The organism is Siminovitchia jepli (genome assembly GCF_047228825.1).
Lineage (GTDB): Bacteria > Bacillota > Bacilli > Bacillales > Bacillaceae_C > Siminovitchia.
Genome location: NZ_JBFEGN010000019.1, coordinates 21,691 through 46,358, shown reverse-complemented (window position 1 = coordinate 46,358; position 24,668 = coordinate 21,691). Strand labels below are relative to the sequence as shown.

The window sequence follows — 24,668 nt, the reverse complement described above, 5'->3', positions numbered from 1 at the left end:
TTCTGGAAATTAGGGTATAGCCGGTTAGCTTAGTATTGCTTTTTTTAGCAGTTCGTTAGTTATATTTTCAGGGTAGATAAAATATATCCAAAGAGGTAAAAAGGGGCAACTGATGACGACTAATTATGCGGTAGCTTTATTAATATTTCCACAAATATGATCAGTAATCCATTTAAGGAAGACTCTTTCATTATGAAGTACTGATGAATGCAGGGGTCAGTCACTTGAGAAGTTTGTTACAAAAAAGCATTGTATACTATAAAAATTATGATATTATTTAAATAAGTTAAGTTATATTAAAAAATTTTAGGAGATACTAAAATTATGGAAAGTGTTTCTAGAAAGATTAGAGAGTTTAGGAAAGCAAGAGGGATGACATTAAAAGAGTTAAGTGAGATCACCGACTTGTCAGTGGGGTTCTTATCCCAGGTTGAAAGAGGCTCGTCCTCATTAGCAATCACTTCTTTAAAGAAGATAGCCGATGCGCTGCAGGTTGAAATGGCAGACTTCTTCCAAAAAGATATAAAAATTAAGTATGCAAATAAACTGGAGGATCAAAAGCCTTTTCAAACAACAGGCTCAGACTCTATATTCACCACGTTAAGCGGCCATTTTGCTGAGAGAAAAATGGAAGCGTTTAAGGTTACTGTTAACCCGTTGCAGGTAGATACATTTACGTTTAGTCATCCCGGGGAAGAGTTTCATTATGTTTTGAGCGGAGCCATCATATTTGTGGTTGGCAATGAAGAATATTATTTGAAGGAAGGAGAATCTATTCATTTTCCTTCAGAAATTAAACATATGTGGAAAAATCCGCTTAATCAAGAAACCGTTATTTTGAGTGTCTTAACTCCAGTCATTTTTTAAAAATATCTACGGGAGTGATATGAAATGAGAGTAGCAACTGATATTGGAGGTACATTTACAGACCTGGCTTATATTGATCACTCAGGAAGAATACAAGTTGATAAAAGCCCTACGACTCCTCCGCATTTTGAAAGAGGGGTTATGAACGTCATAACAAAAAATCACATTGATACAATAGAACAATTTATTCACGGGACCACGGTGGTCATCAATGCCATCACGGAAAGAAAAGGTGTAAAAACGGGGCTCATTACGACAGAAGGGTTCAGGGACGTACTGGAGATTGCCCGCGGAAATCGGCCTGATCTCTTTAATATCCGATATAAAAAACCCACTCCTTTTGTTGAACGGTTCTTAAGAAGAGAAGTAAGTGAACGTATAAATCATAAAGGAGAAATCATTCAACCACTTCACACACACGATATTAAAGAAATTGTTGAAGCATTTAAATCAGAAGGGGTGGAAGCGATAGGAATTGTCTTCTTGCATTCCTATATAAATCCACGACATGAACTTGAAGCCAGAGAAGAGATAAAGAAGCTTTGGCCGGAGGCATTTGTAAGTATGTCCCATGAGTTGACAAAGGAATGGAGGGAATATGAGAGAACGAGCACTACCGTTTTAAATGCGTATGTACAGCCAATCGCTTCTACCTATATTAATAAGCTTCAAAAAGAGATAACTGAACTTTCACCTGATAAAAACTATATCATGCAATCTAATGGTGGAACCACTACTTTTTCCGAGGCGAAAAAACAATCCATTAATATGCTCGAGTCGGGACCTGTGGCCGGTGTTTATGGATCAGCAATCCTGGGGGAGCTTATCGGTGAAAAAAATATCATTGCGTTTGATATTGGCGGAACAACAGCTAAATGCTCCCTCATTGAAAATGGGGAAATGAAAGTTTCAACTGATTATTATATAGAAAGAGATAGCAGAAATGCCGGATATCCGGTGAAGGTACCGGTTGTTGATATCGTTGAAATTGGCAATGGCGGGGGGTCTATCGCCTGGATCGATGAGGGAGGGTCTTTAAAGGTAGGGCCGCAATCGGCAGGTGCTTCACCCGGACCTGTTGCCTATAACAAAGGAGGAACGGAGCCTACCACTACGGATGCGAATCTTTATACGGGAAGATTGTCCCCGAAAAATTTCGACTATTCCGTTGATATGGACAAAGTGGAAGCTGCATTATATGAAAAGATAGCGAAACCGTTTCATGTAAGTACAGAAAAAGCGGCCCTGGGAATAATTCGAATCGCTAACTCCAATATGCTTACGGCGTTGAAGCTCATCTCCATCCGTAAAGGTCATGATCCGCGCAATTTTTCTATTGTGGCGTTTGGAGGGGGCGGATCCATGCACGCTGCCGCTCTTGCGAAAGAGTTGGGCGTAAGGAAAGTCATTATCCCCTTTGCTTCCCCTGTCTTTTCTGCATGGGGTATGTTAATGACGGATTTGAGAAACGATTATATTCAAACATATATTCAAAAAACACTGGATTTAAATATGGATGACATCAATGAGAAGTGGATTGAAATTGAACAAGAAGCATCGGATAAGCTTAGGGAAGAAGGGGTGCCGGAAAAATCCGTTGTTTTTTCCCGCTTTATGGATATTCGATATATCGGACAAGAGCATACAGTTAAGGTACCTGTCCCGAATGGCAAGTGGACAAAAGCCACAATGGAAAGAATGATTGAAGATTTTCATCGTCTTCATGAAAAACATTACACATTTAAATTGGAAGGACAGGAAACAGAAATTGTTAACCTTCATTTAGTGGCATTGGGAAGAACGGACAAGCCCGCTCTAGAAGTGGTTGAAAACAGAGGAACTTTGGAAGAGGCACTTATTGAAGTCAGATCTGTTTATTATGAGGATGAAGGCTGGGTCAAAACAAACGTATTTTCCAGGAATCAACTGCCTACTGGCATGGAGATTGAAGGCCCGGCCATCATCGAGGAAAAGGCGGCAGTAACCGTTATTTACAAAGGACAAAGTCTGTATGCAGATCAGTATGGCAATTTAATTATTGATACAGGAGTAGGTTCAGATGAATAACATTCAATCATTAATGAAAAAACATGATCCATTCACATTGGAAATTGTAAGGGATTCATTATTGTCCATTGGTGAAGAAATGTTTTATACCTTAGCAAGAACCTCCATGAGTCCTATTATATATGAAGTCCTTGATTTTGCATGCGGCTTGACCGATAAACAAGGGCAGTTATTAACACAGGGCAATGGAGTGGCAGGATTTATCGGGACATTAAGTTATATGGTCAAAGATGTTATCAACAAATATGGAAGCAAAAATGATATTAAACCCGGGGATATCTTTCTCATTAACGACCCGTATGGCGGAGGAGGAACGCATTTATCCGATGTTGGCTTGGTAATGCCCGTATTTTACAAAGGGCAATTGCTTGGTTTTTCTGCAAACAAAGCCCATTGGACGGAGGTAGGGGGCAAAGATCCGGGATCTTTTACGAACGATTCAACGGATATTTATCAAGAAGGACTCCAGTTCCCCTGTATCAAGCTTTGCAATGAAGGAAGGATGAACGATGCACTGGTTGAAATGATTCAAAGCAATGTCAGATTTCCCGATCTTTCCGTCGGTGATATGTGGGCACAAATTGCCGCCTTGAAAATTGGGGAGAAACGCTTTCATGAACTTTGTGAACGATATGGGCAAGATACTGTCGGTGCATCTATCGATCTTCTTTTATTCCAGGGTGAGCAAATGGCTTTAAAAGAAATCGCAAAGCTCCCCAATGGGACATATGAAGCCAAAAACTTTATAGATGGGGACGGATTGGGCAACGGTCCTTTTCCCATTCAGGTAAAAGTGACAATCACTGACGACGAATTTATCTGTGATTTTAGAGGGAGCCACCCTCAAGTCCCGGGACCGATTAATGGTTCCTATACGACTCTTGTTACAGATATTCGAACGATTTTTTTGGCCATTACGAATCCTTCTCAAGATGTAAATGATGGCGTGTTCCGGCCGTTGAAAGTCATTACGGATAAGGCTTCGGTTTTTTCGGCAGAAAGACCGGCCCCCGTGTCCAATTATTGGGAAAGCGGCTCTTCGGGAGCAGATTTGGTGTGGCAGGCACTTGCACCCGTACTTCCAGACCGGTTAACAGCGGGGCATTTTCTATCGGTCTGTTCGGTGACCCTGTCAGGAAAGCATCCGGATTCCGGGGAACCTTACTTAATCGTTGAACCTTCAGTTGGAGGATGGGGAGCGGGTTCCGATCATGATGGTCAACGGGGCCAATTCTGTATCGGTGATGGAGAAACGTATAACATTCCTGTTGAAATCGCGGAAGCCAGGTACGGAGTCTTGGTAGACGAATACAAATTGAACTGTGACGGAAAAGGAGCGGGACAATTCATCGGCGGGGCAGGTACTGTCCGATCCTATCGGATTCTTTCTGATCAGGCAAATGCCACTGTTACTTATGGAAGACATCTTTATGCGCCCTGGGGAGTCAATGGGGGAGAAGAAGGCTCGACAAACAGGTTTTATATTCAGAAAAAAGACGGTACTTCAGATGGACCTTACGGAATGTATGCCAGATATCCTTTACATGAGGGAGATGTATTGAAGCTCGTGACAGGAACGGGCGGCGGTTATGGAAATCCCTATTTGCGGCCTGTTGATCAAGTGGTCAGAGATGTTAAGAACGGCTACTTTTCTATTGAGGATGCAGAGGAAAAGTTTGGTGTAGTGATTGATGGCCGGACTTATGAATTCATCCGGGAAACGGAGAAAAGAAGGGGATACCTGAAAGGGGAGAAATAAATGGCAAACAAAGAAGTTAAGGCGGGCTCGTTGGATGCAGATAAGGCTTTGACACCTATTCCATTAAAAGAAAGGCAGCACTGGCTCGTTCCTGCAGTTATATTTGGCGGATTGGAATTCTCTATTCCTGTCCTTTTGACAGGTGCTTTACTGGCAACCTACTTCGGAATCACAAAAATATTTTGGATTTTATTTATTACCCTTTTTGTCATTCAGTGGATCGGCAATGCAGTTACCGGATATATGGGTGCAAAAACCGGCATGTCCTCTTCGGTTATTGCCAGAAGCAGTTTTGGCCATGTTCAAGCCCGATGGATTATTGGTTTATTGACCTTTTTCGTTGGTTTGGGCTGGTGGGCACTGCAAACGGCTGTTACAGGGGAAGCGATAGCTGCCATGTTTGGCATTGATTATAAACATCAATGGGGCATGCTGGCACTCATCACTTTCATCTGTGGAATGTTGTTTGCCATTCCATCCATATTTGGTTATGCCTCCATGAAATGGACAGATATTGTGGCAGTTCCCGCAGGCCTCCTATTGGTTGTTACAGGAATTTATTTAGTATTAAAGAATACGGGGTGGGAAAGCCTTACTTCCTGGAAGCCGGAAGCATCTATTTCCGTATTGGCTGCTATTAGCCTGGTATTAGGCATGAATGTGTCTCAATGGGTGGGTGTACAAGACTATACTCGTTATGCAAAGCCGAAAATAAAAGATAATGTCTTAATTCCATTGGGAATCATAGGAGTCGGCTTTCCGTTATTTTTTATTGGTGCAATTATGTCTGTAGGAGTTGGAGAAGCTGATATCGTACAAATCATGCTTGAGTTGGGCTTTCCGCTATGGGGTTTTTTAATCTTATGGCTTTCTACCTGGACAAGCCAAATTGTGAATAGTTACAGCATGGGGCTTTCAATGGCCAATATGTTAAACATTAATTCGGGGAAAGGACGGGCGATCCTTACTTTTGCCGGTACATTGGCGGGAATTGTGATGGCTTTAGCCGGGATACTTGAGTACTTTGAAGATTTCTTGTATGTATCCGGGATTATCTATGGTCCTGTAGCAGGAATTATGATCGCTGACTTTTTCTTTATCCGCAGCCAAACGTACTCTGACAATCCCGGGTGGAATTGGATCGCCACGATCGCAATGGTGATTGGAGCCGCAATCGCCTATTGGACCCAATATGTTCATGAATGGGGAATTCCGGCCGTCCAATCTTTATTTATATCTGGAGTTGCCTATTACGGATTAATGAAATGGAAACATAAGATTCGCCCGGATCAATTTACAAGGGTAGGCAACGCTGAAACGAATAGTTGAGGAGAAGATATTCATGAACGTACAATCTAATTAAGGATTTAAAAATGAATAGAGTATTTAGAACAGGAAAGCATAGATCTTGCGTTCATTACATCACCAAAGAATATATTGTATTAAATAGGCGGATCCTCTATTCCGTTACAGTAATTCAATAAACAAACTTTATAATCGCCTTTTTATGGGCGATTTTTTTCGTCTGAATAACAAGACGAACGAATGTGGTTTCAAAAAAATGCTTTAAAGTAAGTATCGTGACCTGCTAGTAAAGAGCTTTGCCGCCAACAGCTATCCATATATGAAGACAAGAGCCATTGGGCGGAGCAAAGGATCGTTAGTATTCAGAAGCCGCATATCCGGCTGGTTGTACGCCGTAAGTCGAATGCCGCGCGTCGAGTTTGGCGCCAAGCTGTCCGTGAGCGAAGTGGACGGCTTTGGCTTTTGGATATACTCCAATGGGGATGCCTACCACGAAGGATCCTTCCTTCAGGTCAGTGAAGGCATGACAATTTGTTTAAATTATATATAATAAAACCGATTAAATCTTCAAAAAATTTATTCATCGAAAGGGGTCAAACGATGTCATTTATATTAAAGAACTGTAGGCTCATTCCTGAATTATCAGGTCATCTTCCTTTTGAATTTGCCGATATTACTGTGGAGGATCGTAAGATACGGAAGATTGCACCATCAGGTTCCGACTCTTACGATGGACACGTAATAGAATGCGAGGGAAAAACACTGCTTCCCGGAATAATTGATCTACATATTCACTTGCACGCGGCTGGATCATTTGATCCCCATACCCGAAATGATTTTGAAATCATGAAAATGGCCTGTAAAAATGCAAAGCTCTATCTTCAATATGGGATTACGACTGTCAGAGATGTAGGGAGTACAAATCGCGTAGCACACGCGGTTAGAGATGCGATCAATGAAGGGGTCTTTGTCGGGCCGCGAATTATAAGCGGCGGAAAAATTATCAGACCGACCGGGATACCTGACGACAGAAATCCAGCCTCTTTTACAAGAGGAATCACCGGACATAATGAAATGGTAAAGGCAGTGAGGGAAGAGTTTGCAGAAGGAGCAGATATGGTCAAAATTTATGCCTCGGGTTCCGCTTTGCAAACAGAGGGGGTGCCTACGCAACCTATCCTGTTTTCTGAAGAGATTCGGGCAGCAGTAGAGGTTGCCAACATGAACGGCAAATACGTCGCTGCCCATTGTCATAGTAATGAAGCCATTCATATGTGTTTAGATGAAGGCGTGTATACAATTGAACATGGCACTTATGTAGATGATGCAGCGATTGAAAAACTGAAAGAAGAAAGAAGTTATCTAGTCCCAACCTTAACACCGATGCATCACAGAAAACCGAATAATCGGGATCCATATGAAGATGCCATCCTCGAACAAAAATTAAAGGTATTAGCCGAGGCTACTTCAGTGCGCCTCCGCGCCGCTTACGAAGCCGGCCTCAAAATGGGCTTTGGGACTGATGTTTCTATCAATACATTTGATGTGCGTACCGGCATGGAATTTAAAATGCGGAAGGAACTATGCGGGATGAAAAACATCGACATTCTCCTTCAAGCTACAAAACATAGTGCATTCATCGCCGGATTGGAAGGAATAACGGGAGAAATCAAAGAAGGATATGAAGCAGATTTAATCCTTGTAGACGGAAAACCCGACATTCATATGGAAGTTATGTTTAAAAAGCCTGAATTGGTGTTTAAAAGCGGCTTTCAAGTAGCAAATAACACGGAAGCCTATGACCGTTGCCATGCTTAATGATCATTTTCCGGGTTCGGGACGGACTTGTTCTCCATGCATATCGAGATGGACACTTTAGCAGTCTCGTATCACTTATGTAACGTGTAATTGTGCAAAGTTACGACAATACAGTTGTTTATGGTATTCTAAAAATGTTATACCCTTACATTGCTAAGGGGTATGGGCTGTCCGGAAAATTGGTTTTCACCGACTTTCTGGACAGCCCCTTTTGCGAAAATATATCTGGAATAATACGACAGATTATTTTCAAATCTGAAATAAACTGATTAAAATGGCACACTATTTCAGATTTATTACTTGGTTGAGTGTAGAATCAGGTCTCTGAGATAATGTGCGAGTTTACACTACTTCTTACGGGTGTTATTACAATTGAAATTTCATCATGAAGGGTCATTATTGGAGTTGAAGTGAACAAGGGAACCTTCTATTCAGCCCATTAGACGAATTTATACGGTCTTTATTCTGAAAACCAACACGGACCAAAAGGCCGTAAAAACGTACAACTGGGAGGAAGCGTTTTTAATTCATTGTAAGCCAATTTGATTAAGGCGAGGTGACTCATTTCAACGACTTAACGTACCTCCAATATTCTTAGCCTAACATATGGAAATAACTGTAAATTATGTATTAGAACTACCGTTCATGTCCCAGGTTATTTCTTCAAAATAAAACAAGACCATTAGTCTGAATATTGTGTATGTAAATTTAATGATAAAATGTGGTTGATTAGGCTTAAGTATTAAGGGGGAGATAGACAAATATCTTATAAATTGGATGATTTAATCCAGAGGCTTTTCGTACTAACGAATGTCATTGGTTCCTTTACAAATCGGTAGAAGTAAAAGTCTGAAATAATGTCTTGTCAGCAAATATTTATTTTTAAAGTTAGAAAGCCCCAGGCATTATAACAATGAGAAAGGCCAAGTGCCAATATCCATAATATTAAATTTCTGTTAATCGAAGCAAGCAAAATGTAGAGGTGATAATGATGATCACAGTTAGAGATATGCAAAAGGAACTGATCCAGGAAAATATCAGGCTCATCGCTGGGGAAAAAGGTTTGGATCGTATCATTGAGCATGTGAATGTTCAGGAGTTCCCCTTTAAGAGTACAAGGGTATATCCCAATACGCTTGTCCTAACAACCTTCTATGGATTTAAGGATACCAATGAGATTATTGAGCATTTTGAGTGGTATGTGAAAATAGGTGTCAGCGGGGTTTGCATGCATAATGTTGTATATTCGGAGGTTCCGGAGAAAGTGGTGAAGTTGGCCAACGAGATAGACCTCCCATTGTTTTTTATACCGAAGAAAATTTCCTACAACACGTTATATGAGAAATACAATGATCTTATTTATCAGGAGAAGACAAAATTAAAAAATGAAATTGATCAATTAAATCAAAGTATGCTCAATGCCCTCCTCCATGAAAAAGATAATCATTTTATTATACAGTCTATCGGCAAGTACCTGAATGAACCGATTATTTACCTTAACCAAGAAATGAATATTGTATCACTTTGGAATTCCGGGCAATTTTCTCGTCTCGGTTTAAAGGAGCGGCTGGATGAAGTGACAAAGGTTCATCGTGAAAGTTTTAATGAAGTCCGAATCACTCGTAAAGCAGTAGAGGTAAAGGCGCCCAAAACGACGGCACTCAGTTATTTTCAAATCCTGCCTGTAAACAACAAATTGGATTTTTACGGTTATTTAATCATTGGGCAGGAAAATCCAGAAGTGCCGTTTCGTGATATGATCATCAAAAATGCGTTAACAGCATTGATTTTAGATGCCATGAAAAAAAACCAGATAAAAGAATTCCATAAAAATAAAGATATTAAATTATTGGAAGAAATTTTTTTGGGTAAAAGAGACTCCGAAATCGTATTGGAGGATTTTTATTTTGACATCAGAAATATTCACTATTTATTGATTGCTGAGCCAGAGGATAAATCAACTTTAAGAGAGTTGTATCACTTTATCGAAAAAAAAGTGGTTGAAGATGTTGACGGACTCGTCTGGATTATGAATAAAAAGGTTTTCGCCTTGACGCAAAAGCAGCTGAAAGAGGATAAAGAGCTTGCTTTAAGCGGGAAAAAGCTGAGGATCGGACTAAGCGGAAAATTAAAAGCGTTTACAAATCGTGACCTCAAAATGATGTACGAGCAAGCCGGCGTTGCATTGCATTTCTCCCACATTCAGGGAAAAGATATCGGCAGATGGGAAGAATTGGGCTTTGAAAAAATCACCTATTTTTTGGGGAAATCTGATCTATTAAAGGATTATCATCTGGACTATTTACAGCCTCTTATTGATTATGACCAAAAAAACGATACCAACTTTATTCATACGCTATATGTTTATTTAAAAACTTTTTTTAGTCTAAAAGAAAGTGGAGAGAAGCTCCATTTGCATCCAAATACGGTAAAATATCGCGTCAATAAAATTGAAGAACTTTTAGGGATGAAAGTGGATGATCCAAATCATTACATGAATCTTATGCTTGCGTTTAAAAGTTATTTCTACCTGGCTAAAGCAAAAGAGATATCCATATGAGTTGATTTTGGCAATTGTTCGGTCTTAATCCCTGTATTTGTGGTCTGATTACAATGTAATCAGATTTTTTTGTTTTTAAGGAATAATGTGTTTCATAACCAAGGTATCTTATAATTTAACCAACCCAAGTTTCGGTAACAATGCTTTTAAAATCTCTAAATCTGTATGTTTGGAATAATCATGCACCGTCTATTGCTTCTCAATTGCGGCTGCCTAAGGAAGGCGTTGATATTTTATTTTCTATAATTGTTGCAACTTAATAAAATAATAAGAAGATCTATAGCCGAAACTTGGACCAGTTTGTATACGTAACAGAAAAAAGCAAAGTTGAATACTGAAAATTTTGATATTAAGGTGGGTTGTGTATGCAATGGCAATAAAGCGAACGATCTTGACCAATTGTACAGTAATCGATGGAATCATTCATGAGGCAGTGGATAATACGTATATCATCATTCAAGACGACATCATTAAAGAAGTTGGGGTAGGACAAATACCGGAGTTTTCGTCCGATCAAGTAATCGATTGTGCCGGTAAGTATGTTCTCCCCGGATTAATCGACAGCCATGTTCATCTTGTTTGGGATGGAAGCTTTGATCCTCAGGCGGTTGTAAATGAATTAAATCGGGAAATGACAGCGCTTCACGCTTATAAACATGCAACAGAATATTTGAAATTGGGAATCACGACCATCCGCGACGTAGCATCGCCCGATCATTCGGTACTGAGTGTCCGGGATGCGATCAATCAAAAGCTGTTAACCGGCCCGACCATCATTGCTTCCGGTCCCGCCATTACGATGACAGGAGGGCATGTTCATTATCTGGGACTGGAAGCCGATGGACCGGATGAGGTTCGCAAAGCTGCAAGACAGTTAATGAAAAATGGAGCGGACCTGATCAAATTGATGGCTACCGGAGGCATTTATACGTTTGGGGAAGAACCGGGATCGCCGCAATTAACAGTAGAGGAAATGCAGGCAGCCATTGAGGAAGCCCATAAAAAGAATAAAAAAGTCGCCGCCCATGCGGAAGGATACCAGGGAATCAAAAACTGCATCGAAGTTGGGGTTGATACAATTGAGCATGGTATTTATGCTGATGAAAAATTATTAATGCTCATGAAGGAAAAAGGAATATATCTTGTCCCGACAATGATTGTCATGAAACGTCTGGCAAAAGATGAGAGAATTCCGCCATGGGCTTTAGAAAAAGCGAAAAAGGTCATCGCGCCGCATCAAAATATGCTTGAAATGGCCATCAAAATTGGCGTGAAAATTGCGACAGGAACTGATTGCGGCTCACCGGTTACCCCACCGAAATACTACTTTGATGAGTTGTTGATCATGAACCAAGCCGGAATGAGCCCGATGGATGTTATTCAAGCTTCCACCAGAGTAGCGGCAGAAGCTCTTGGCATTGAGGACAGAGGGGTCATTTCGGAAGGGAAAAAAGCCGACCTATTAATTGTCGATGAAAACCCGTTGGAAGATCTATCAGTCTTAAAGCATGACAAAATCATCATCAAAGACGGAGTCATGATGGGCAGCCATTCCAAATTAAATTCAGCTCTCGCCGATACAGAGAAAGAATAAGATGTGCCGTTTGTTTTAAAAAGTTTAAGGGGTGAAGGGGATGAGTATTTATTTAATTGCGGTCATTGTTTATTTGGCAATAATGTCACTCATTGGTGTGTTTTTTGCAAAAAGCTCCATTAAAAACAATGATGACTTTATGGTGGCCGGCCGCAGTCTTCCGCTATTTGTTGTCATTGGAACTCTACTCGCAACGTTTGTTGGTTCGGGAACGGTGGTAGGGGGTGCCAGCTTTGTGTACCAGTACGGTCCCTTTGCGGCGATTTTTAATTTGTCCGGAGGATTTGTGGGAGCAATCATTTTGTATTTTATCGCCAGTAAAATACGAAAAAGTGAAATTTATACTGTTCCTGAATTGATGGAAAAACGGTTTGGGAAAGCTACTTTGCTGATCTCTTCCATTTTCATCATTATGGCGTATGTCGGAATAACCGCCTACCAATTTACCGGTGGCGCCTATGTTCTGCAGTTGACGACCGGTATGCCGTTAGAATGGGGTGCTGTCATTATGTGTGTGGTTGTTATTTTTTTAACGGTCAGTGGTGGCTTGTTTTCCGTTGCTTATTCTGATGCCATCAGTGCATTGTTGATCGTGGTTGGTTTTCTCATTGGAGTTCCATTCGCTATTTCTGCTGCCGGGGGCTTTTCCAATATGGCCGCAGTTATGCCGGAGAATACATTGTCCTGGAATGGCGGACTAACGTTCCCCCAATTACTTGGCTTCTTTTTGCCGCTATTCCTGTTGGTCTTGGGTGACCAAAACATGTATCAGCGTTTTTCCGCTGCCAAGGACCCGGATACTGCCCGAAAATCGACGGTGGGCTTCTTTTTTGGAAACGCTCTCGTGATTGGTTTAACAATTATCTTGGCAACCACTGCGATTGTCATTTTTCCAAATATTAAGCCGGATGCCGCTATTTTAACATTGGCGACCAATGGTCTACCCCTTATCGTAGGATTGTTAATTTTAAGTGCAGCCGTTGCCTTTTTAATCACTACGGGAACCTCTTACTTGTTATCGGCTTCGGGGAATATTGTCTATGATTTAATCCAGCGATTTAGTACAAAGCCGATCTCTGAAAAAAGACTGCTATGGTATAACCGTCTGACAGTCCTGGTGTTGGGGGTACTCGCATTTGTGTTGGGACAATTTTTCCCAAGCGTACTAGCCATTCAAATGTATTCCTACACTATGTACGGTGCAGCCATTACACCAGCCATCCTTGCCACTGTCCTATGGAAACGGGCTACAAAAGCAGGCATTTTAAGTTCGATTATTATCGGCGGTTCGGCAACGATGTTCTGGGAGCTTGTACTGGATCGTCCGTTTGACTGGAATAGCGTCCTATTTGCATTGCCATTATCAGTGTTGGCGTTAGTGATTGTTAGTTTATTAACCCAAAAGAAAGCTGTATTGCCTAATCTATCAAATGATCAAGCCACCAACGGCTAGCATTTCATGAAAAGGAGATGGCAGAAATTGAATATCACCGAAAGAATTGAAAAACTGCGCCGCTGTATGAAGAAAAAAGGAATGTCGGCCATATTGGTGTTTAATCCCGACCATCAATTTTATTTAACCGGATTTAAAGCATTAATCTACTCCAGGCCGATCATCTATTATATGGACTTTGAACAGACTGCCATGATTGTTCCGGCGCTTGAGGAAACGCATGCAAAAGAAAAGGCCAATGTGGAGCAAGTCTTTGTCTATTACGAACATCCGACGGTTCAGACTTTGGAAACAAATCCTGCCGAAATGATGAAAGAATTGCTGGCAAAACTACCGGAGAATGTGAGCATTGGCAGCGATTTGTCCTTTATTCCGGGGGCGACATTGCAGTTTATCCAGCAGTTAGGTTTTACAGTAAAAGATATCGGACAGGATATTTATGAAATGCGTTATATAAAGGATTCAGATGAGATGGATCTTTTGGAGAAAGCCGGTCATCTGGTCAATCTGGCGGTAAGCAAGTCATTAAGTGTGATTCGTGAAGGAATTACCGAAATGGAAATTGATGCAGCAGGCAATGCGGCCCTTTTTGAGGCCACTGCCACCAAATATCCAGATGCCACGATTGATATTACCTTCATGTCACCGTCTGGAATGGAGCGCAGCATTATGCCGCATGTATTTTCCAATACGAGAAAAATACAATCCGGGGATGTCATTATTCACACCCGGCAAGTCGGACTAAATGGCTATCGGGCCGAATTGGAACGAACCGTAATCGTTGGGAGGCCAACTGATATCCAGAAAAAAGCTTTTAAGTCTGCCATTGAAGCCCAGCAGCGCGCGCTTGAATTTATTAAGCCCGGTGTAAAATTGTCAGATGTTGATAAGGTGGCGCGGGCTGTTTTTGAACGTGAGGGATTTGAGAGATACGCGATTCACCGGACTGGACATGGTCTCGGAGTTTCTGCGCACGAGGAGCCGTTCTTAAGATATGACCATCACGATATCGTTCAGGAAGGAATGGTCTTTTCCATTGAGCCAGGTATTTATATTCCGGGAGTCGGAGGATTCAGACATTCCGACACCGTTCTCATCACGGCGGATGGCTGCCGATTGCTGACTGAATATCCGCGCAGCCTGAATTCACTTCTGCTGTAATTTCAACAATTTGCCTTTAGGAAGATGACACACAGCCATCTTCCTTTATTTTGAATGGGGAGGTCAGCATATGGAATACATCATAACCAATATAAAATTATTATATGGGGAAAATTTAGAACTGATGAAGGATCATGCCGTATGGGTGAAGGATGGGTCCATAGAAAAAGTGGCCGCAACACAGGAAATTCCAGCGGATCTGCCAGTAGTTGACGGGAACGGGGATTATCTTATACCGGGATTAATCGACTTGCATGTGCATATGATGTGGGACGGGTCGCTTAACCCTGTTTCTACATCTGAGACAGAGGGGTATGAGCAAATGCTGCTTAGAGCGGCTTCCAACTGCCGGCATTATCTTCTCCATGGCATTACAACTGTCCGAGATATTGGTTCGATTGATGATATTGCCATTCACATATCAAAGGCAATTAAACGGGGGCTCATTCAGGGGCCCGATGTCGTGGCCAGCGGCAAAACGTTGACGATGACCGGAGGACACGACCCCTTTTGGGCACGGTTTGTCGATGGGCCGGAGGAAGCTTTAAAAGGGGTCCGAGAACAAATTTTTAAAGGGGCTGAAGTGATTAAAGTAAGCTCTACCGGCGGTGTTTATGGAAGGACTGAAGGAGAGGAAGTCGGCAATGCTGAACTGAGTATGGAAGAGCAGCGGGTGATTTGCAACGAAGCACATAAATTTGGATTAAAAGTTGCCTCCCACGCCATTGGCAGGGAGGGACTATATAACTCCATCCTTGCGGGAGTTGACACGATTGAACATGGCCATTTCTTGGATGATGAATTAATTGCTTTGATGGAAGAAAGGAATGTTGCCTGGATTCCCACTCTCTTTGTTTATAAGCAAATTGCTACACAGGAAGGCATTCCTCAATACGCAAAAGAGAAGGCAGTCGAAATTGTCAGCATTCACCGGAATGCGTTTCGCTCCTATTTTGACAATAATCTTTTAATTGGCGCCGGATCAGATGCCGGCTCGCCCTGCACACCCCATCATGCATTGTGGAATGAGTTGTATACGATGCATGAAATTGTGCCGGACACGAAAAACATCTTAAAAACGGCTACGGTAAATGCCGGCAAGATTCTTGGAAGGAAGGTCGGACAAATTCGAGAAGGATATCAGGCCAATCTGCTATTAACAAAAGAAAATCCATTAACCAACTTAAAACACCTCGAAGGTCTTCGCCAAGTCATTGTAAGAGGCAAGATCATTCCTCTGCAAACGCCGGCTGGTCAGGTGTTGGGCGTTTAATACTGTGGTTAGTGGAGTATTGGATCGGTTCATTTAAAATCTAGATAGATGCTGAATAGAGTCGGCCGGAAATAGCCTGTCTATTCAGCCTTTTTTGTGCAAATGAATTCCAAGAATTTAAGGGCACTGTGGTTCTTTATTTATAATGGGGAGATGAAAGGAATTCGGAAAGTTTTTGTCCCTGAGTAAGGAATGTGTTCAATCTACTGAGGATGCTTCAGGAATTGAACCCGTAGGTCTTACGAGATTATTGCTTTTTTTTCTTATTCTCATTATCTTTTCCAAATCTTAAAGCTCAAGAAACATTCCCTAAAATATATCAATTTAAAACATATATTCGGAAATGGATATACTTACTCAATATCAAATTCCTTCAGTTTTCGGTACAGAGTAGTTCTCCCTATGCCTATTCTCTTGGCTAGCTCTCCTTTATTTCCTCTGTACATTTCATACATTTTGTTCAGGATGCTTTTTTCAGCAAGAAGCATTGTATCTTTATAGTTCTCTTGTATACTTATTGAAATTTCACCCAAGGATGGATCATACATTCCGGCAATCTAATAGGCGGGAAGAAGAACCTATTTAATGCTTGCCAAATAATGAGCTGCTGCTTTGTTCAGAAAGTAAGTGTAGCCCACTTGCCATTGCTCGAGCATATTTTTATGAAAATCGTCCGCGCTGAAAAACTCTGTCTGATTTAGAAAGTCTTGCGGTGGCGACGGATGCCTTTTTTTCTAAAAAGGATAAATGGTCTTTTACTCTCTCCAAGACTTTTGAATGATTTACAGAGAAGCCTTCTTGTAAGAACCGAATCATATCTTCATTAAATGACTGTGCTTCCATGGCAGAGTCGTTCATTGACTGAACATCAATTGTTTGATTCGACAAGTCCACATCATATTCTTTTTTCAAATGTTCATTTTTCTCTTTTAAGGCTTCCTGCCATTCTTCTTCCGTTTTAAAACCTTTACATTTTTTCCATATCTAAATCGGCTCCTTCTTTGGCACTTTTGGTAAAGAAATGGATCGTTTTGATCAGTTCTTTATATCGATTGATTTTTTGTTCTAATAAATATTTCTGCCGGATCAACGTATTCTCTCTGTCAATTTCACCATCCAATAATTGTTGAATCTCTTTCAGAGAAAAATCGAGTTCTTTGTAAAAAAGGATTTGCTGTAATCGTTCTAAGTTCTTTTAGCTGTATAAACGATGGCCTGCTTCTGTCGTGTATTAAAAGACCTATTTTGTGATAATGGTGTAATGTCTTTACGGTTGTATGAGCTAACTTTGCAGCTTCATGAACGGTATACATGTTGTTCTCCTTTCAATTAAGATGTCCTCTTTTTTCCCGCCCAGACTGTTTCCAGTCGATACTTGGAAAGTGACTCTGTTTCACATTGGAAATTTTTACGGTTCTCACTGGTAAGGACTAAGCAGACTTTCCTTCATTTGGAAGCTATGCGAACATCATTTCAAGTGATTCATAATGGCATATACATATGGTTTCCCGTTCATTACTTACAAAAGAACTATAAACGATCCTCTTAGAGGAGAGTCAACAATCATGTATAATTTGTAAAAAAAGTCGGGAGGGGAAAATGATATCACTCCATTTTATACATCATTCAATTAAGGCATCATCTGTCCTTAAGCACGCCAATTGTCAAAACGGCTAAGTGAAACTCAGGCGTTGTGTTTCTGTTTGTACCAATGAATGTTTCAGAGTTTTCAATACCATCATCGAATGTCCTTGTTGGGTATAACCGTTTGAAGGACCATTTTTTTAAAACTTTTATTATACTCTGTGGATCATTCAGCTTACGGAGTAATATGAAAGCTATTACATTAAAGACTGAGAGAAATGGGTGAGGCCGAATGAATAAGATATTTGATGGATCCCTACAAGTCAAAATCATGGGACTGGTGATATCCCTTGTGTTGTTTGTGATTGTTTCGCTTTTAGGGATTTTTATCTATTTTGATGTAAAACAAACCTTTGAGAACACAAGAAATCTAAGTTTACAGACTGCCAAGACGATTTCCTTTATGCCTACCGTTCAAGCATCCCTTCAGTCACCTGACACATCAAGGAATCTCCAAATTATTTCTACGCAAATTCTAGGACAGGTAGATGCAAATTTTATTGTGATCGAGGATCGGGAAGGGAAAATTCTCTGGCATCCAAATCCGAAGAAAATTGGGACGATGCAGCCGATAAAGGATAACTATAGGGCAATTGTATTTGGCGGCTATTATAATATGAAATCTGACGAACATATGGGACCGGCTATCGTCGGAAAAGCACCTATTTTTAGCGGCCAAAAGCAAATAGCGGGCGTTGTGACAGTCGGCTACTTGATGGATGATGTCTACGGTTCAATTATATCCAGACTGAAAGGAGTCCTTTATCTGGCCATCATGATCATTTTATTGGGGGTTGTTGGCAGTATTGCGCTGGCGAGAAATATCCGCAAAGACACTTTGGGCTTGGAGCCCCGGCAAATTGCCTCTCTTTATCGGGACCGTAATGCGATCCTGTCCTCTGTGAGCGAAGGAATCATAGCGGTGGATAATCATGGAAACGTCACTTTGATTAACCGTGCTGCGGAAGCCATTTTAGGAATTACACAATATTATTTAAGAAAACCGATTCACCTTGCCATACCGAATTTGGATGTTCTGAAACTATTAAATGCCAAAAAGGCCGTTTCTTCGTTTGAATTGAAATTGAAAGAAAAGGTTTTGATCATGAATGTTGTTCCGATTGTGGAAGGGGAGGATCAAATGGGAGCCGTACTTTCCTTTAGGGATAAAACAGAAATGCTGGATATTATCAATACATTATCGGAAGTCCGTAAATATTCGGACGATCTGCGTGCGCAGACTCATGAATTTACAAATAAACTTTATATCATTTCCGGTCTTCTTCAGTTGGGGCATTACGCTGAAGCAATAGCAATGCTTCAAAGTGAAATTGATATAAACGAACAAAATAATCGTTTGGTTTTTGAACATATTAAGGATCCAAAGGTTCAGGCACTGATTTTGGGCAAGATTGGAAAAGCGTCCGAAAAGAAGATCAAGTTCTTTATCGATGAGAACAGCTCGTTGAACTTGCTTCCCGAGCATATTAAAACAACCGAATTGTCGGTCATTATCGGAAATATAGTCGATAATGCCATTGAAGCAGCCGGAAGCCTATATGCAGAAAAAAAGCAAGTAGACTTTTTTGCTCTTGATATTGGCGATGATATTATTTTTGAAGTAACAGATACGGGCAGGGGAATTCCGGAAGAGGAAATGGAAGAGATCTTTGAGCTTGGCTACTCAACCAAAAATGAAAAAGGCCGGGGTTATGGTTTATATAATGTAAAAAAAATGATCGAAGAGTTAAATGGAACGATTGAAGTGAGCAGCAACAAAACAGGAACAACGTTTACTGTCTATCTTCCAAAAACATTGTATCAGGAGGAATGGGAATGATTAATATTTTGATTGTAGAGGATGACTTTCGAATTGCCAATATTCACGAGAGATTTGTAAAAGATATTGAGGGCGTAAAAGTGATTGGGCAGGTACACAGGGCGGAAGATGCTGTCGCTTTTATGGAGGAGCATCATGTTGACCTCTTATTATTGGATATCTATTTGCCGGATAAACTCGGTACAGAACTTATAAAGGAATTAAAAAAAACCCATAACGATCTCCATTTTATTGTTGTAACAGCCGCGGACCATGTCGATCTGCTGGACTTCAGCTTAAAATCCGGCGTTTTTTATTATTTGATCAAGCCTGTCTCACTGGAAAAGTTCAAAGATGTAATTGAAAGATTCAAAAGAAGACAAGACTTGCTTTCTTCCAGAAAATCAGTGGATCAGGAGCTGGTTGATAAACTGTTGGGCAATCCTGAACTGACCGGACAAATGAAAAATCATTCACTTCCCAAGGGCGTAAATCAGTTAACCCTTCAGAATGTGCTCCAAATCCTGGAATCACTTCCAGATGGCATTACGGCAGAGGAAATGGGAGAAAAACTGGGAGCTTCACGGACAACTGCAAGGAGGTACTTGGAATACCTTGTGTCGATCGGCCGGGTAAGCGCCGAATTAGAATATGGAATTGTAGGAAGGCCCGAGAGGAAGTATGTTCATAAACCAATCAAATAATGAACAAAATGAACAAAATGAAGTTTATATATTTTATTTTTTTAAAATATAAAACGGTTACATGACGGAAAATTAAATGTATTATGAGGTAGTCATTTTTAATAAAGAGGGGTGGAACATGTGAGAAAAATATTAATATTGTTATCTATATTGGCATTGGCTTTATTGGGAGCGTGTTCATCCGGAGCCTCCGGAGGAAGTGACTTCCCGTCAAAAAATATCGAATTGGTCGCTCCCGCAACTCCTGGAGGCGGATGGGATGCAACGGCCAGGGCAATCCAAAAGATATTAAAAGATGAAGAGATTGTGGATCAAAACATCAATGTGATCAACAAACCGGGAGGCAGCGGCGAGGTAGGCTGGCAGTACCTGAAAAAAGAGGATGCTCACCATTTGGCGATTAACTCGAGCCTGCTTTTAACCAATCATTTGCTAGGACAAAGCGAGCTTACATACAAGGACTTTACGCCCCTGGCGATTTTAACCACTGAATGGATTTCCATAGCTGTTAAACAAGATTCCAAGTTTCAAGATGCCAAAGAAATTATGGAGCAGCTTAAGAAAGATCCCGGTTCCTTAAAAATAGGGGTAGCGCCTGGATTGGGGAATAACGACCACTTATCGTTCGTGGAGGCCGCCAAAACGTACGGAGTTGATGTCACCAAGTTGAATTTCCTTGTTTATGAAAGCGGCGGAGATGTTGTGACAGCATTGCTGGGCGGACATGTAGATGTTGCTACGATGTCTATTTCAGAATCAAAAGAACAGCACCAGGCAGGAAACTTCCGAATTGTCAGCGTTTCCTCCGACGAAAGATTGGAAGGATTGGAGGATGTTCCTACTTGGAAAGAGCAGGGTGTGGACATGGTATTCCCGCACTGGAGAGGAATTATGGGACCGCCTGATATGACAAAAGAGGAAATTGCGTACTGGGACAAAGTAATAGGCGAAATGGTGGGAATGGATGCCTGGAAGAAGCTGGTCGAGAACAATGAATGGTCCGAATTCTATAAAGACAGCAGCGAAGCCAAGAAATTTTTGGAAGAGCAAAATAAAATGTATGAAGAACTCGTAACAGATTCGGGATTAGTAGAGTAACCTTCCGTAAACTGAAGAGGCTGTCCAAAAAGGGGATGTCCATTACGATTGAAAACATATTGATATATCCATGTTTTTAAGTATGCAAAGGGGCACCCGAAAATCGAAACACCGACTTAGTGGACGGCCCCGTTCTTTTATACATTCATCTGAAAGAGGGATAGTAAATGTATCGATTATTCACTCCGCTGTTTTTTCTGCTGGTTGGTTTGGGGTTTTTGATTGGCGCATTGACCCTGCCCAAATCTAATCTGGGTGATCCAAACGCACCAATCTATTTTCCGGTCATTATTTCGGTTTTTTTGATCATTTTAAGCGCTTCTTATTTTTTCCAGGAGTGGAAACGCAGGAAACAAGAATTCAAGGAATTAAAAGAGCTATTAAGCGGTCGGACGCCTTTTCTACTTATATCTTCTTTAATCATGATGTTTATTTACTCATTGCTTTTTGAGCGTATTGGTTTTTTATTGACGACCATCATTTTCTTGACCGGTTTGTTGTTTATTGTAAACGGCAAAAAGAAATGGATGACCAATATTCTTGTTTCGGTATTATTTTCGTTCGCAATATGGTATTCATTTGCAATTCTCCTACAGGTCAGTCTGCCGTAGGGAGGGGGTTCAATAATGGGAATTGATTTTGATCATTTTATAAATGGATTAATGGTCGCGCTCCAGCCTATGAATCTGGTATGGGTAGCTATTGGCGGTTTTCTTGGAACGATAGTGGGGATGCTCCCCGGGCTTGGTCCCGCTACGGCTGTTGCTTTGCTGATACCGGTCACTTTCGGTATGGACCCGACAAGTGCTCTTGTCTTGATGGCTGCTATTTATTATGGAGCAATGTATGGCGGTTCAAGAAGCTCGATTCTATTAAATACACCTGGTGATGGTTCTGCGATTGCGGCTACATTTGATGGTTATCCGATGGCAAAAAAGGGACAGGCCGGCCAAGCTTTGGCCATTTCTGCAATTGCCTCTTTAATTGGGGGAATGATTGCGGTTGTTGGTTTCATTATCTTGGCTAAACCGCTGGCCAGTTTTGCTCTGAAATTTGGCCCTGCGGAATATTTCTTGCTTATGATTTTTACCTTATCCACGATCGTGGCCCTATCCAAGGGAGCTATGGTAAAGGGATTCATTTCTATGTGTATAGGTCTTCTGGTAAGTACAATGGGAATAGATATGCAGTCGGGTATACATCGATTTACTTTCGGGCTCCCGGAACTGAGTGAAGGCATCGATTTTCTTGTTGTGATCATTGGGATCTACGCGGTCGGGGAAGTTTTATTCAACTATTTGACAATTGATCAGCCTCTGGGAAAAAAAGAAAAAGGCATGGGAAAGATATGGATTACCAAGGAACAGTGGAAGCGGTCGAAATGGCCCATTATCCGTAATGCGCCATTGGGCTTTTTGATCGGGGTTCTGCCCGGGGCAGGCGGTGCCATCGCTTCCATGTTAAGTTATAGTACTGAAAAACAAATCTCCAAGCGTCCGGAGGAATTCGGCAAAGGAGCTATTGAGGGGGTCGCCGCACCGGAATCTTCCAATAATGCGGCGGCGGTTGGAGCCTTTATTCCAATGTTGACAATGGGGATTCCCGGTTCCGGAACAACGGCGGTCATTTTGGGAGCTGTCATCATGCTTGGTCTGAAACCCGGACCGTTATTGTTCGAGAACGATCCGGACCTTGTTTGGACGTTCATCAACAGCATGTTTGTCGGGAATATTTTTCTCGTTGTATTAAATATTTTACTAGTGGGCCTGCTTGTAAAAATTCTCGATACTCCGCCAAAAATTTTGTATCCGATTATTTTGATTCTGGCCTTCACCGGAACCTATACGTTGGGATACAGCACTGTTGATTTTTATATTCTGATCATTTTTGGTTTCCTTGGACTCGTTATGAAGATGTTAAAGTTTCCAATCGCGCCATTAATTTTGTCTGCCATTGTAGGTTCGGACATGGAGCAGAATTTTAGAAAAAGTATTGTCGGTTCGGATAATGTATTTAGTATTTTATATGCTTCGCCCATTACCGTTACGCTGGTTATTCTAACGATTCTTTCTTTGTGCTATCCATTGATTGTCAACATGATTCAAAAGAGAAAGGCTGCAGCTTAAAAAATTTGCACCAATCTCTTATTGGCGGGAGTCACAGTATGAATAAAAAAATAGTATTGTTTTACATTACGTTGGCATTATATGCAGTGTTCCTTACTCCTCTTTTTGAATGGGATGTAAAGCTCAAGGCACTTGCTGCGTTGATCATTGTCCAGGTCTTATGGATTGGGCGTGTATTTCCCTTGGCATTTAGTGCTGTTTTGCTTATACTGATCCTTTCCTTTAATTTTTTCACCTTTGAGGAGACATTGAGTTATTTTGGAACTGATATCATATGGTTGTTGTTTTCAACCTTCATCATTGCCGGTGCCTTTATCGAAACGGGATTAGCGAGCCGGATCTCATTGAAAATGCTGCGTTTGTCAAAAGGGTCCGGAAAACAATTAATCTTTCTTTCCTTTGTCTTAATGTTTGTTCTGTCCCTGTTTATTCCTTCGAATATAGGAAAAGGCGGCCTTGTTACTTCTGTTCTGGACGGAATTGTTAAAAACCTGGAGAAGGTCACCAAAGTGCCGAACCTGGCAAAATCCCTGTTTATAGGAGTTGCCTATATTGTAGCGATATCCGGCGCCTTTGTAGCTACAGGTGCCAGTTCAACCATTTATGCATACGGAATGCTTGCAGGAGTGGCCTCCAAATGGAGTTTCATTCATTGGATCCTTTATATGGGGCCTCCTATTCTTTTATTTATGGTTTTGCTCTATCTCTTATTTTTATACTGTTTTCCACCTGAAAGCATTGACCGCAAGCTTGTGCTTGGGTTCATCGACCGGCAGCTGGACAAATTAGGCAAGATATCCAAGTCGGAGATTAAAGTTTTATGTATCATTGGATTAACCCTTGCCCTGTGGGTAACGGAAAGTATACATGGTTTTTCAGTCCCAATGATCGCAATGTTAGGCGCCAGCTTAACCATTTTGCCCCATATTGGTGTTTTTGACTGGGACAGCGCCAAAACAAAAATCAACTGGGATATGATTCTGTTCTTTGCTGCGACCTTGATGGTTTCAAAAATGTTGATTGAAACGGGAACAGTCAAATGGCTCGCTTCTACTTTGGCAGGCGCTTTTGATTCGTTTCCGCCATTTATGGTTTTCCTTTTTCTGATTGGGTGTACTGCGTTGCTGCGGATTATTTTTGTCAATGTCCTGGGCTTCTTGACCGTTGTCATCCCCATTGCGATTACGATTGGTCAGAGTATATCAGCAATCTCACCGCTTGTAATGGCCATGGCGGTTTTTTTGACAGGTATTCCCGGTTTCCTCCTGATCACACAGTCCCCTGTTCATTTAGTCAGTTTTTCCTATGGCCATTTTAAAGAGAGGGATTTACTGCACGTTGGAAAATACGCACTGGGATTATGGCTGCTGATCGTTGTAGGATCGGTATTCTTTTATTGGAGTTGGGTCATTTAATTACT

21 protein-coding genes are annotated in these 24,668 nt (G+C 41.2%); 16 read left to right on the top strand and 5 right to left on the bottom strand.

What is annotated here, in order from left to right; genetic code table 11:
* The first annotated feature begins 324 nt into the window (after positions 1-324).
* The 4 genes from AB1L08_RS09395 to AB1L08_RS09380 are packed head-to-tail and all read left to right on the top strand — an operon-like array spanning position 325 to position 6,022.
* The gene (locus tag AB1L08_RS09395; protein ID WP_413064406.1) at positions 325-867 is read left to right on the top strand and encodes a helix-turn-helix domain-containing protein; all 543 of its coding nucleotides are present in this window, start codon (positions 325-327) and stop codon (positions 865-867) included.
* A gap of 24 nt (positions 868-891) precedes the next feature.
* Positions 892-2,934, top strand: a complete 2,043-nt coding sequence (locus AB1L08_RS09390) for a hydantoinase/oxoprolinase family protein (RefSeq protein ID WP_413064405.1) — start codon at positions 892-894, stop codon at positions 2,932-2,934.
* Positions 2,927-4,693, top strand: a complete 1,767-nt coding sequence (locus tag AB1L08_RS09385) for a hydantoinase B/oxoprolinase family protein (protein WP_413064404.1) — start codon at positions 2,927-2,929, stop codon at positions 4,691-4,693. Before AB1L08_RS09390 ends, AB1L08_RS09385 begins: the two co-directional genes overlap by 8 nt.
* Entirely contained in the window at positions 4,694-6,022 is a 1,329-nt protein-coding gene (locus AB1L08_RS09380) for a purine-cytosine permease family protein (RefSeq protein ID WP_413064403.1), read from the top strand.
* 331 nt (positions 6,023-6,353) lie between these two features.
* Here AB1L08_RS09380 and AB1L08_RS09375 read toward each other — a convergent pair whose 3' ends face one another.
* The gene (locus tag AB1L08_RS09375; RefSeq protein ID WP_413064402.1) at positions 6,354-6,491 is read right to left on the bottom strand and encodes a hypothetical protein; all 138 of its coding nucleotides are present in this window, start codon (positions 6,489-6,491) and stop codon (positions 6,354-6,356) included.
* 107 nt (positions 6,492-6,598) lie between these two features.
* Between AB1L08_RS09375 and AB1L08_RS09370 the strand changes: the two genes are divergently transcribed.
* The 6 genes from AB1L08_RS09370 to AB1L08_RS09345 all read left to right on the top strand — a co-directional run bounded on the left by AB1L08_RS09370 (position 6,599) and on the right by AB1L08_RS09345 (position 15,857).
* Positions 6,599-7,816 carry a metal-dependent hydrolase family protein gene (locus AB1L08_RS09370; protein ID WP_413064401.1) on the top strand — a complete coding sequence of 406 codons (1,218 nt, stop codon included), beginning with the start codon at positions 6,599-6,601 and terminating at the stop codon, positions 7,814-7,816.
* Positions 7,817-8,807: 991 nt separating this feature from the next.
* Positions 8,808-10,376: a PucR family transcriptional regulator ligand-binding domain-containing protein gene (locus AB1L08_RS09365; RefSeq protein WP_413064400.1), complete on the top strand. Its 1,569-nt coding sequence runs from the start codon at positions 8,808-8,810 to the stop codon at positions 10,374-10,376.
* A gap of 370 nt (positions 10,377-10,746) precedes the next feature.
* A complete protein-coding gene (locus AB1L08_RS09360) occupies positions 10,747-11,970 on the top strand; it encodes a metal-dependent hydrolase family protein (RefSeq protein ID WP_413064399.1) in 1,224 nt (407 codons plus the stop codon).
* Between the two features lie 40 nt (positions 11,971-12,010).
* On the top strand, positions 12,011-13,423 hold the full coding sequence (locus tag AB1L08_RS09355; protein ID WP_413064398.1) for a sodium:solute symporter family protein: 1,413 nt from the start codon (positions 12,011-12,013) through the stop codon (positions 13,421-13,423).
* A gap of 27 nt (positions 13,424-13,450) precedes the next feature.
* The gene (locus tag AB1L08_RS09350; protein ID WP_413064397.1) at positions 13,451-14,584 is read left to right on the top strand and encodes a M24 family metallopeptidase; all 1,134 of its coding nucleotides are present in this window, start codon (positions 13,451-13,453) and stop codon (positions 14,582-14,584) included.
* 70 nt (positions 14,585-14,654) lie between these two features.
* Complete coding sequence (locus AB1L08_RS09345; protein ID WP_413064396.1) at positions 14,655-15,857, top strand: metal-dependent hydrolase family protein; 1,203 nt, start codon at positions 14,655-14,657, stop codon at positions 15,855-15,857.
* Between the two features lie 353 nt (positions 15,858-16,210).
* Here AB1L08_RS09345 and AB1L08_RS09340 read toward each other — a convergent pair whose 3' ends face one another.
* The 4 genes from AB1L08_RS09340 to AB1L08_RS09325 form a co-directional block, all read right to left on the bottom strand.
* The gene (locus AB1L08_RS09340) at positions 16,211-16,345 is read right to left on the bottom strand and encodes a helix-turn-helix domain-containing protein (RefSeq protein ID WP_413064408.1); all 135 of its coding nucleotides are present in this window, start codon (positions 16,343-16,345) and stop codon (positions 16,211-16,213) included.
* Between the two features lie 172 nt (positions 16,346-16,517).
* Positions 16,518-16,769 carry a hypothetical protein gene (locus AB1L08_RS09335; protein WP_413064395.1) on the bottom strand — a complete coding sequence of 84 codons (252 nt, stop codon included), beginning with the start codon at positions 16,767-16,769 and terminating at the stop codon, positions 16,518-16,520.
* 55 nt (positions 16,770-16,824) lie between these two features.
* Positions 16,825-16,989 (bottom strand): hypothetical protein, encoded by a 165-nt coding sequence (locus AB1L08_RS09330; protein WP_413064407.1) that lies wholly within the window; start codon positions 16,987-16,989, stop codon positions 16,825-16,827.
* A complete protein-coding gene (locus AB1L08_RS09325) occupies positions 16,967-17,170 on the bottom strand; it encodes a MerR family DNA-binding transcriptional regulator (protein ID WP_413064394.1) in 204 nt (67 codons plus the stop codon). The genes AB1L08_RS09330 and AB1L08_RS09325 overlap by 23 nt, the downstream gene beginning before the upstream one ends.
* A gap of 563 nt (positions 17,171-17,733) precedes the next feature.
* On the opposite strand from AB1L08_RS09325, the gene AB1L08_RS09320 reads away from it, so the two are divergent.
* The 6 genes from AB1L08_RS09320 (at position 17,734) to AB1L08_RS09295 (ending at position 24,663) form a co-directional block, all read left to right on the top strand.
* Positions 17,734-19,341: an ATP-binding protein gene (locus AB1L08_RS09320; RefSeq protein ID WP_413064393.1), complete on the top strand. Its 1,608-nt coding sequence runs from the start codon at positions 17,734-17,736 to the stop codon at positions 19,339-19,341.
* A complete protein-coding gene (locus tag AB1L08_RS09315) occupies positions 19,338-20,024 on the top strand; it encodes a response regulator (RefSeq protein WP_413064392.1) in 687 nt (228 codons plus the stop codon). The genes AB1L08_RS09320 and AB1L08_RS09315 overlap by 4 nt, the downstream gene beginning before the upstream one ends.
* 120 nt (positions 20,025-20,144) lie before the next feature.
* Complete coding sequence (locus AB1L08_RS09310) at positions 20,145-21,122, top strand: tripartite tricarboxylate transporter substrate binding protein (protein WP_413064391.1); 978 nt, start codon at positions 20,145-20,147, stop codon at positions 21,120-21,122.
* Positions 21,123-21,289: 167 nt separating this feature from the next.
* The gene (locus AB1L08_RS09305) at positions 21,290-21,733 is read left to right on the top strand and encodes a tripartite tricarboxylate transporter TctB family protein (RefSeq protein WP_413064390.1); all 444 of its coding nucleotides are present in this window, start codon (positions 21,290-21,292) and stop codon (positions 21,731-21,733) included.
* A gap of 15 nt (positions 21,734-21,748) precedes the next feature.
* Positions 21,749-23,248, top strand: a complete 1,500-nt coding sequence (locus AB1L08_RS09300) for a tripartite tricarboxylate transporter permease (RefSeq protein WP_413064389.1) — start codon at positions 21,749-21,751, stop codon at positions 23,246-23,248.
* A gap of 38 nt (positions 23,249-23,286) precedes the next feature.
* Positions 23,287-24,663: an SLC13 family permease gene (locus AB1L08_RS09295; protein ID WP_413064388.1), complete on the top strand. Its 1,377-nt coding sequence runs from the start codon at positions 23,287-23,289 to the stop codon at positions 24,661-24,663.
* The last annotated feature ends 5 nt before the right edge of the window (positions 24,664-24,668 follow it).

Coding starts and splice junctions, on each gene's coding strand:
- AB1L08_RS09395 (WP_413064406.1), top strand. CDS start 325: ATGGAAAGTGTTTCTAGAAAGATTAGAGAGTTTAGGAAAGCAAGAGGG.
- AB1L08_RS09390 (WP_413064405.1), top strand. CDS start 892: ATGAGAGTAGCAACTGATATTGGAGGTACATTTACAGACCTGGCTTAT.
- AB1L08_RS09385 (WP_413064404.1), top strand. CDS start 2,927: ATGAATAACATTCAATCATTAATGAAAAAACATGATCCATTCACATTG.
- AB1L08_RS09380 (WP_413064403.1), top strand. CDS start 4,694: ATGGCAAACAAAGAAGTTAAGGCGGGCTCGTTGGATGCAGATAAGGCT.
- AB1L08_RS09370 (WP_413064401.1), top strand. CDS start 6,599: ATGTCATTTATATTAAAGAACTGTAGGCTCATTCCTGAATTATCAGGT.
- AB1L08_RS09365 (WP_413064400.1), top strand. CDS start 8,808: ATGATCACAGTTAGAGATATGCAAAAGGAACTGATCCAGGAAAATATC.
- AB1L08_RS09360 (WP_413064399.1), top strand. CDS start 10,747: ATGGCAATAAAGCGAACGATCTTGACCAATTGTACAGTAATCGATGGA.
- AB1L08_RS09355 (WP_413064398.1), top strand. CDS start 12,011: ATGAGTATTTATTTAATTGCGGTCATTGTTTATTTGGCAATAATGTCA.
- AB1L08_RS09345 (WP_413064396.1), top strand. CDS start 14,655: ATGGAATACATCATAACCAATATAAAATTATTATATGGGGAAAATTTA.
- AB1L08_RS09340 (WP_413064408.1), bottom strand. CDS start 16,345: ATGCTTCTTGCTGAAAAAAGCATCCTGAACAAAATGTATGAAATGTAC.
- AB1L08_RS09325 (WP_413064394.1), bottom strand. CDS start 17,170: ATGTATACCGTTCATGAAGCTGCAAAGTTAGCTCATACAACCGTAAAG.
- AB1L08_RS09320 (WP_413064393.1), top strand. CDS start 17,734: ATGAATAAGATATTTGATGGATCCCTACAAGTCAAAATCATGGGACTG.
- AB1L08_RS09315 (WP_413064392.1), top strand. CDS start 19,338: ATGATTAATATTTTGATTGTAGAGGATGACTTTCGAATTGCCAATATT.
- AB1L08_RS09305 (WP_413064390.1), top strand. CDS start 21,290: ATGTATCGATTATTCACTCCGCTGTTTTTTCTGCTGGTTGGTTTGGGG.
- AB1L08_RS09300 (WP_413064389.1), top strand. CDS start 21,749: ATGGGAATTGATTTTGATCATTTTATAAATGGATTAATGGTCGCGCTC.
- AB1L08_RS09295 (WP_413064388.1), top strand. CDS start 23,287: ATGAATAAAAAAATAGTATTGTTTTACATTACGTTGGCATTATATGCA.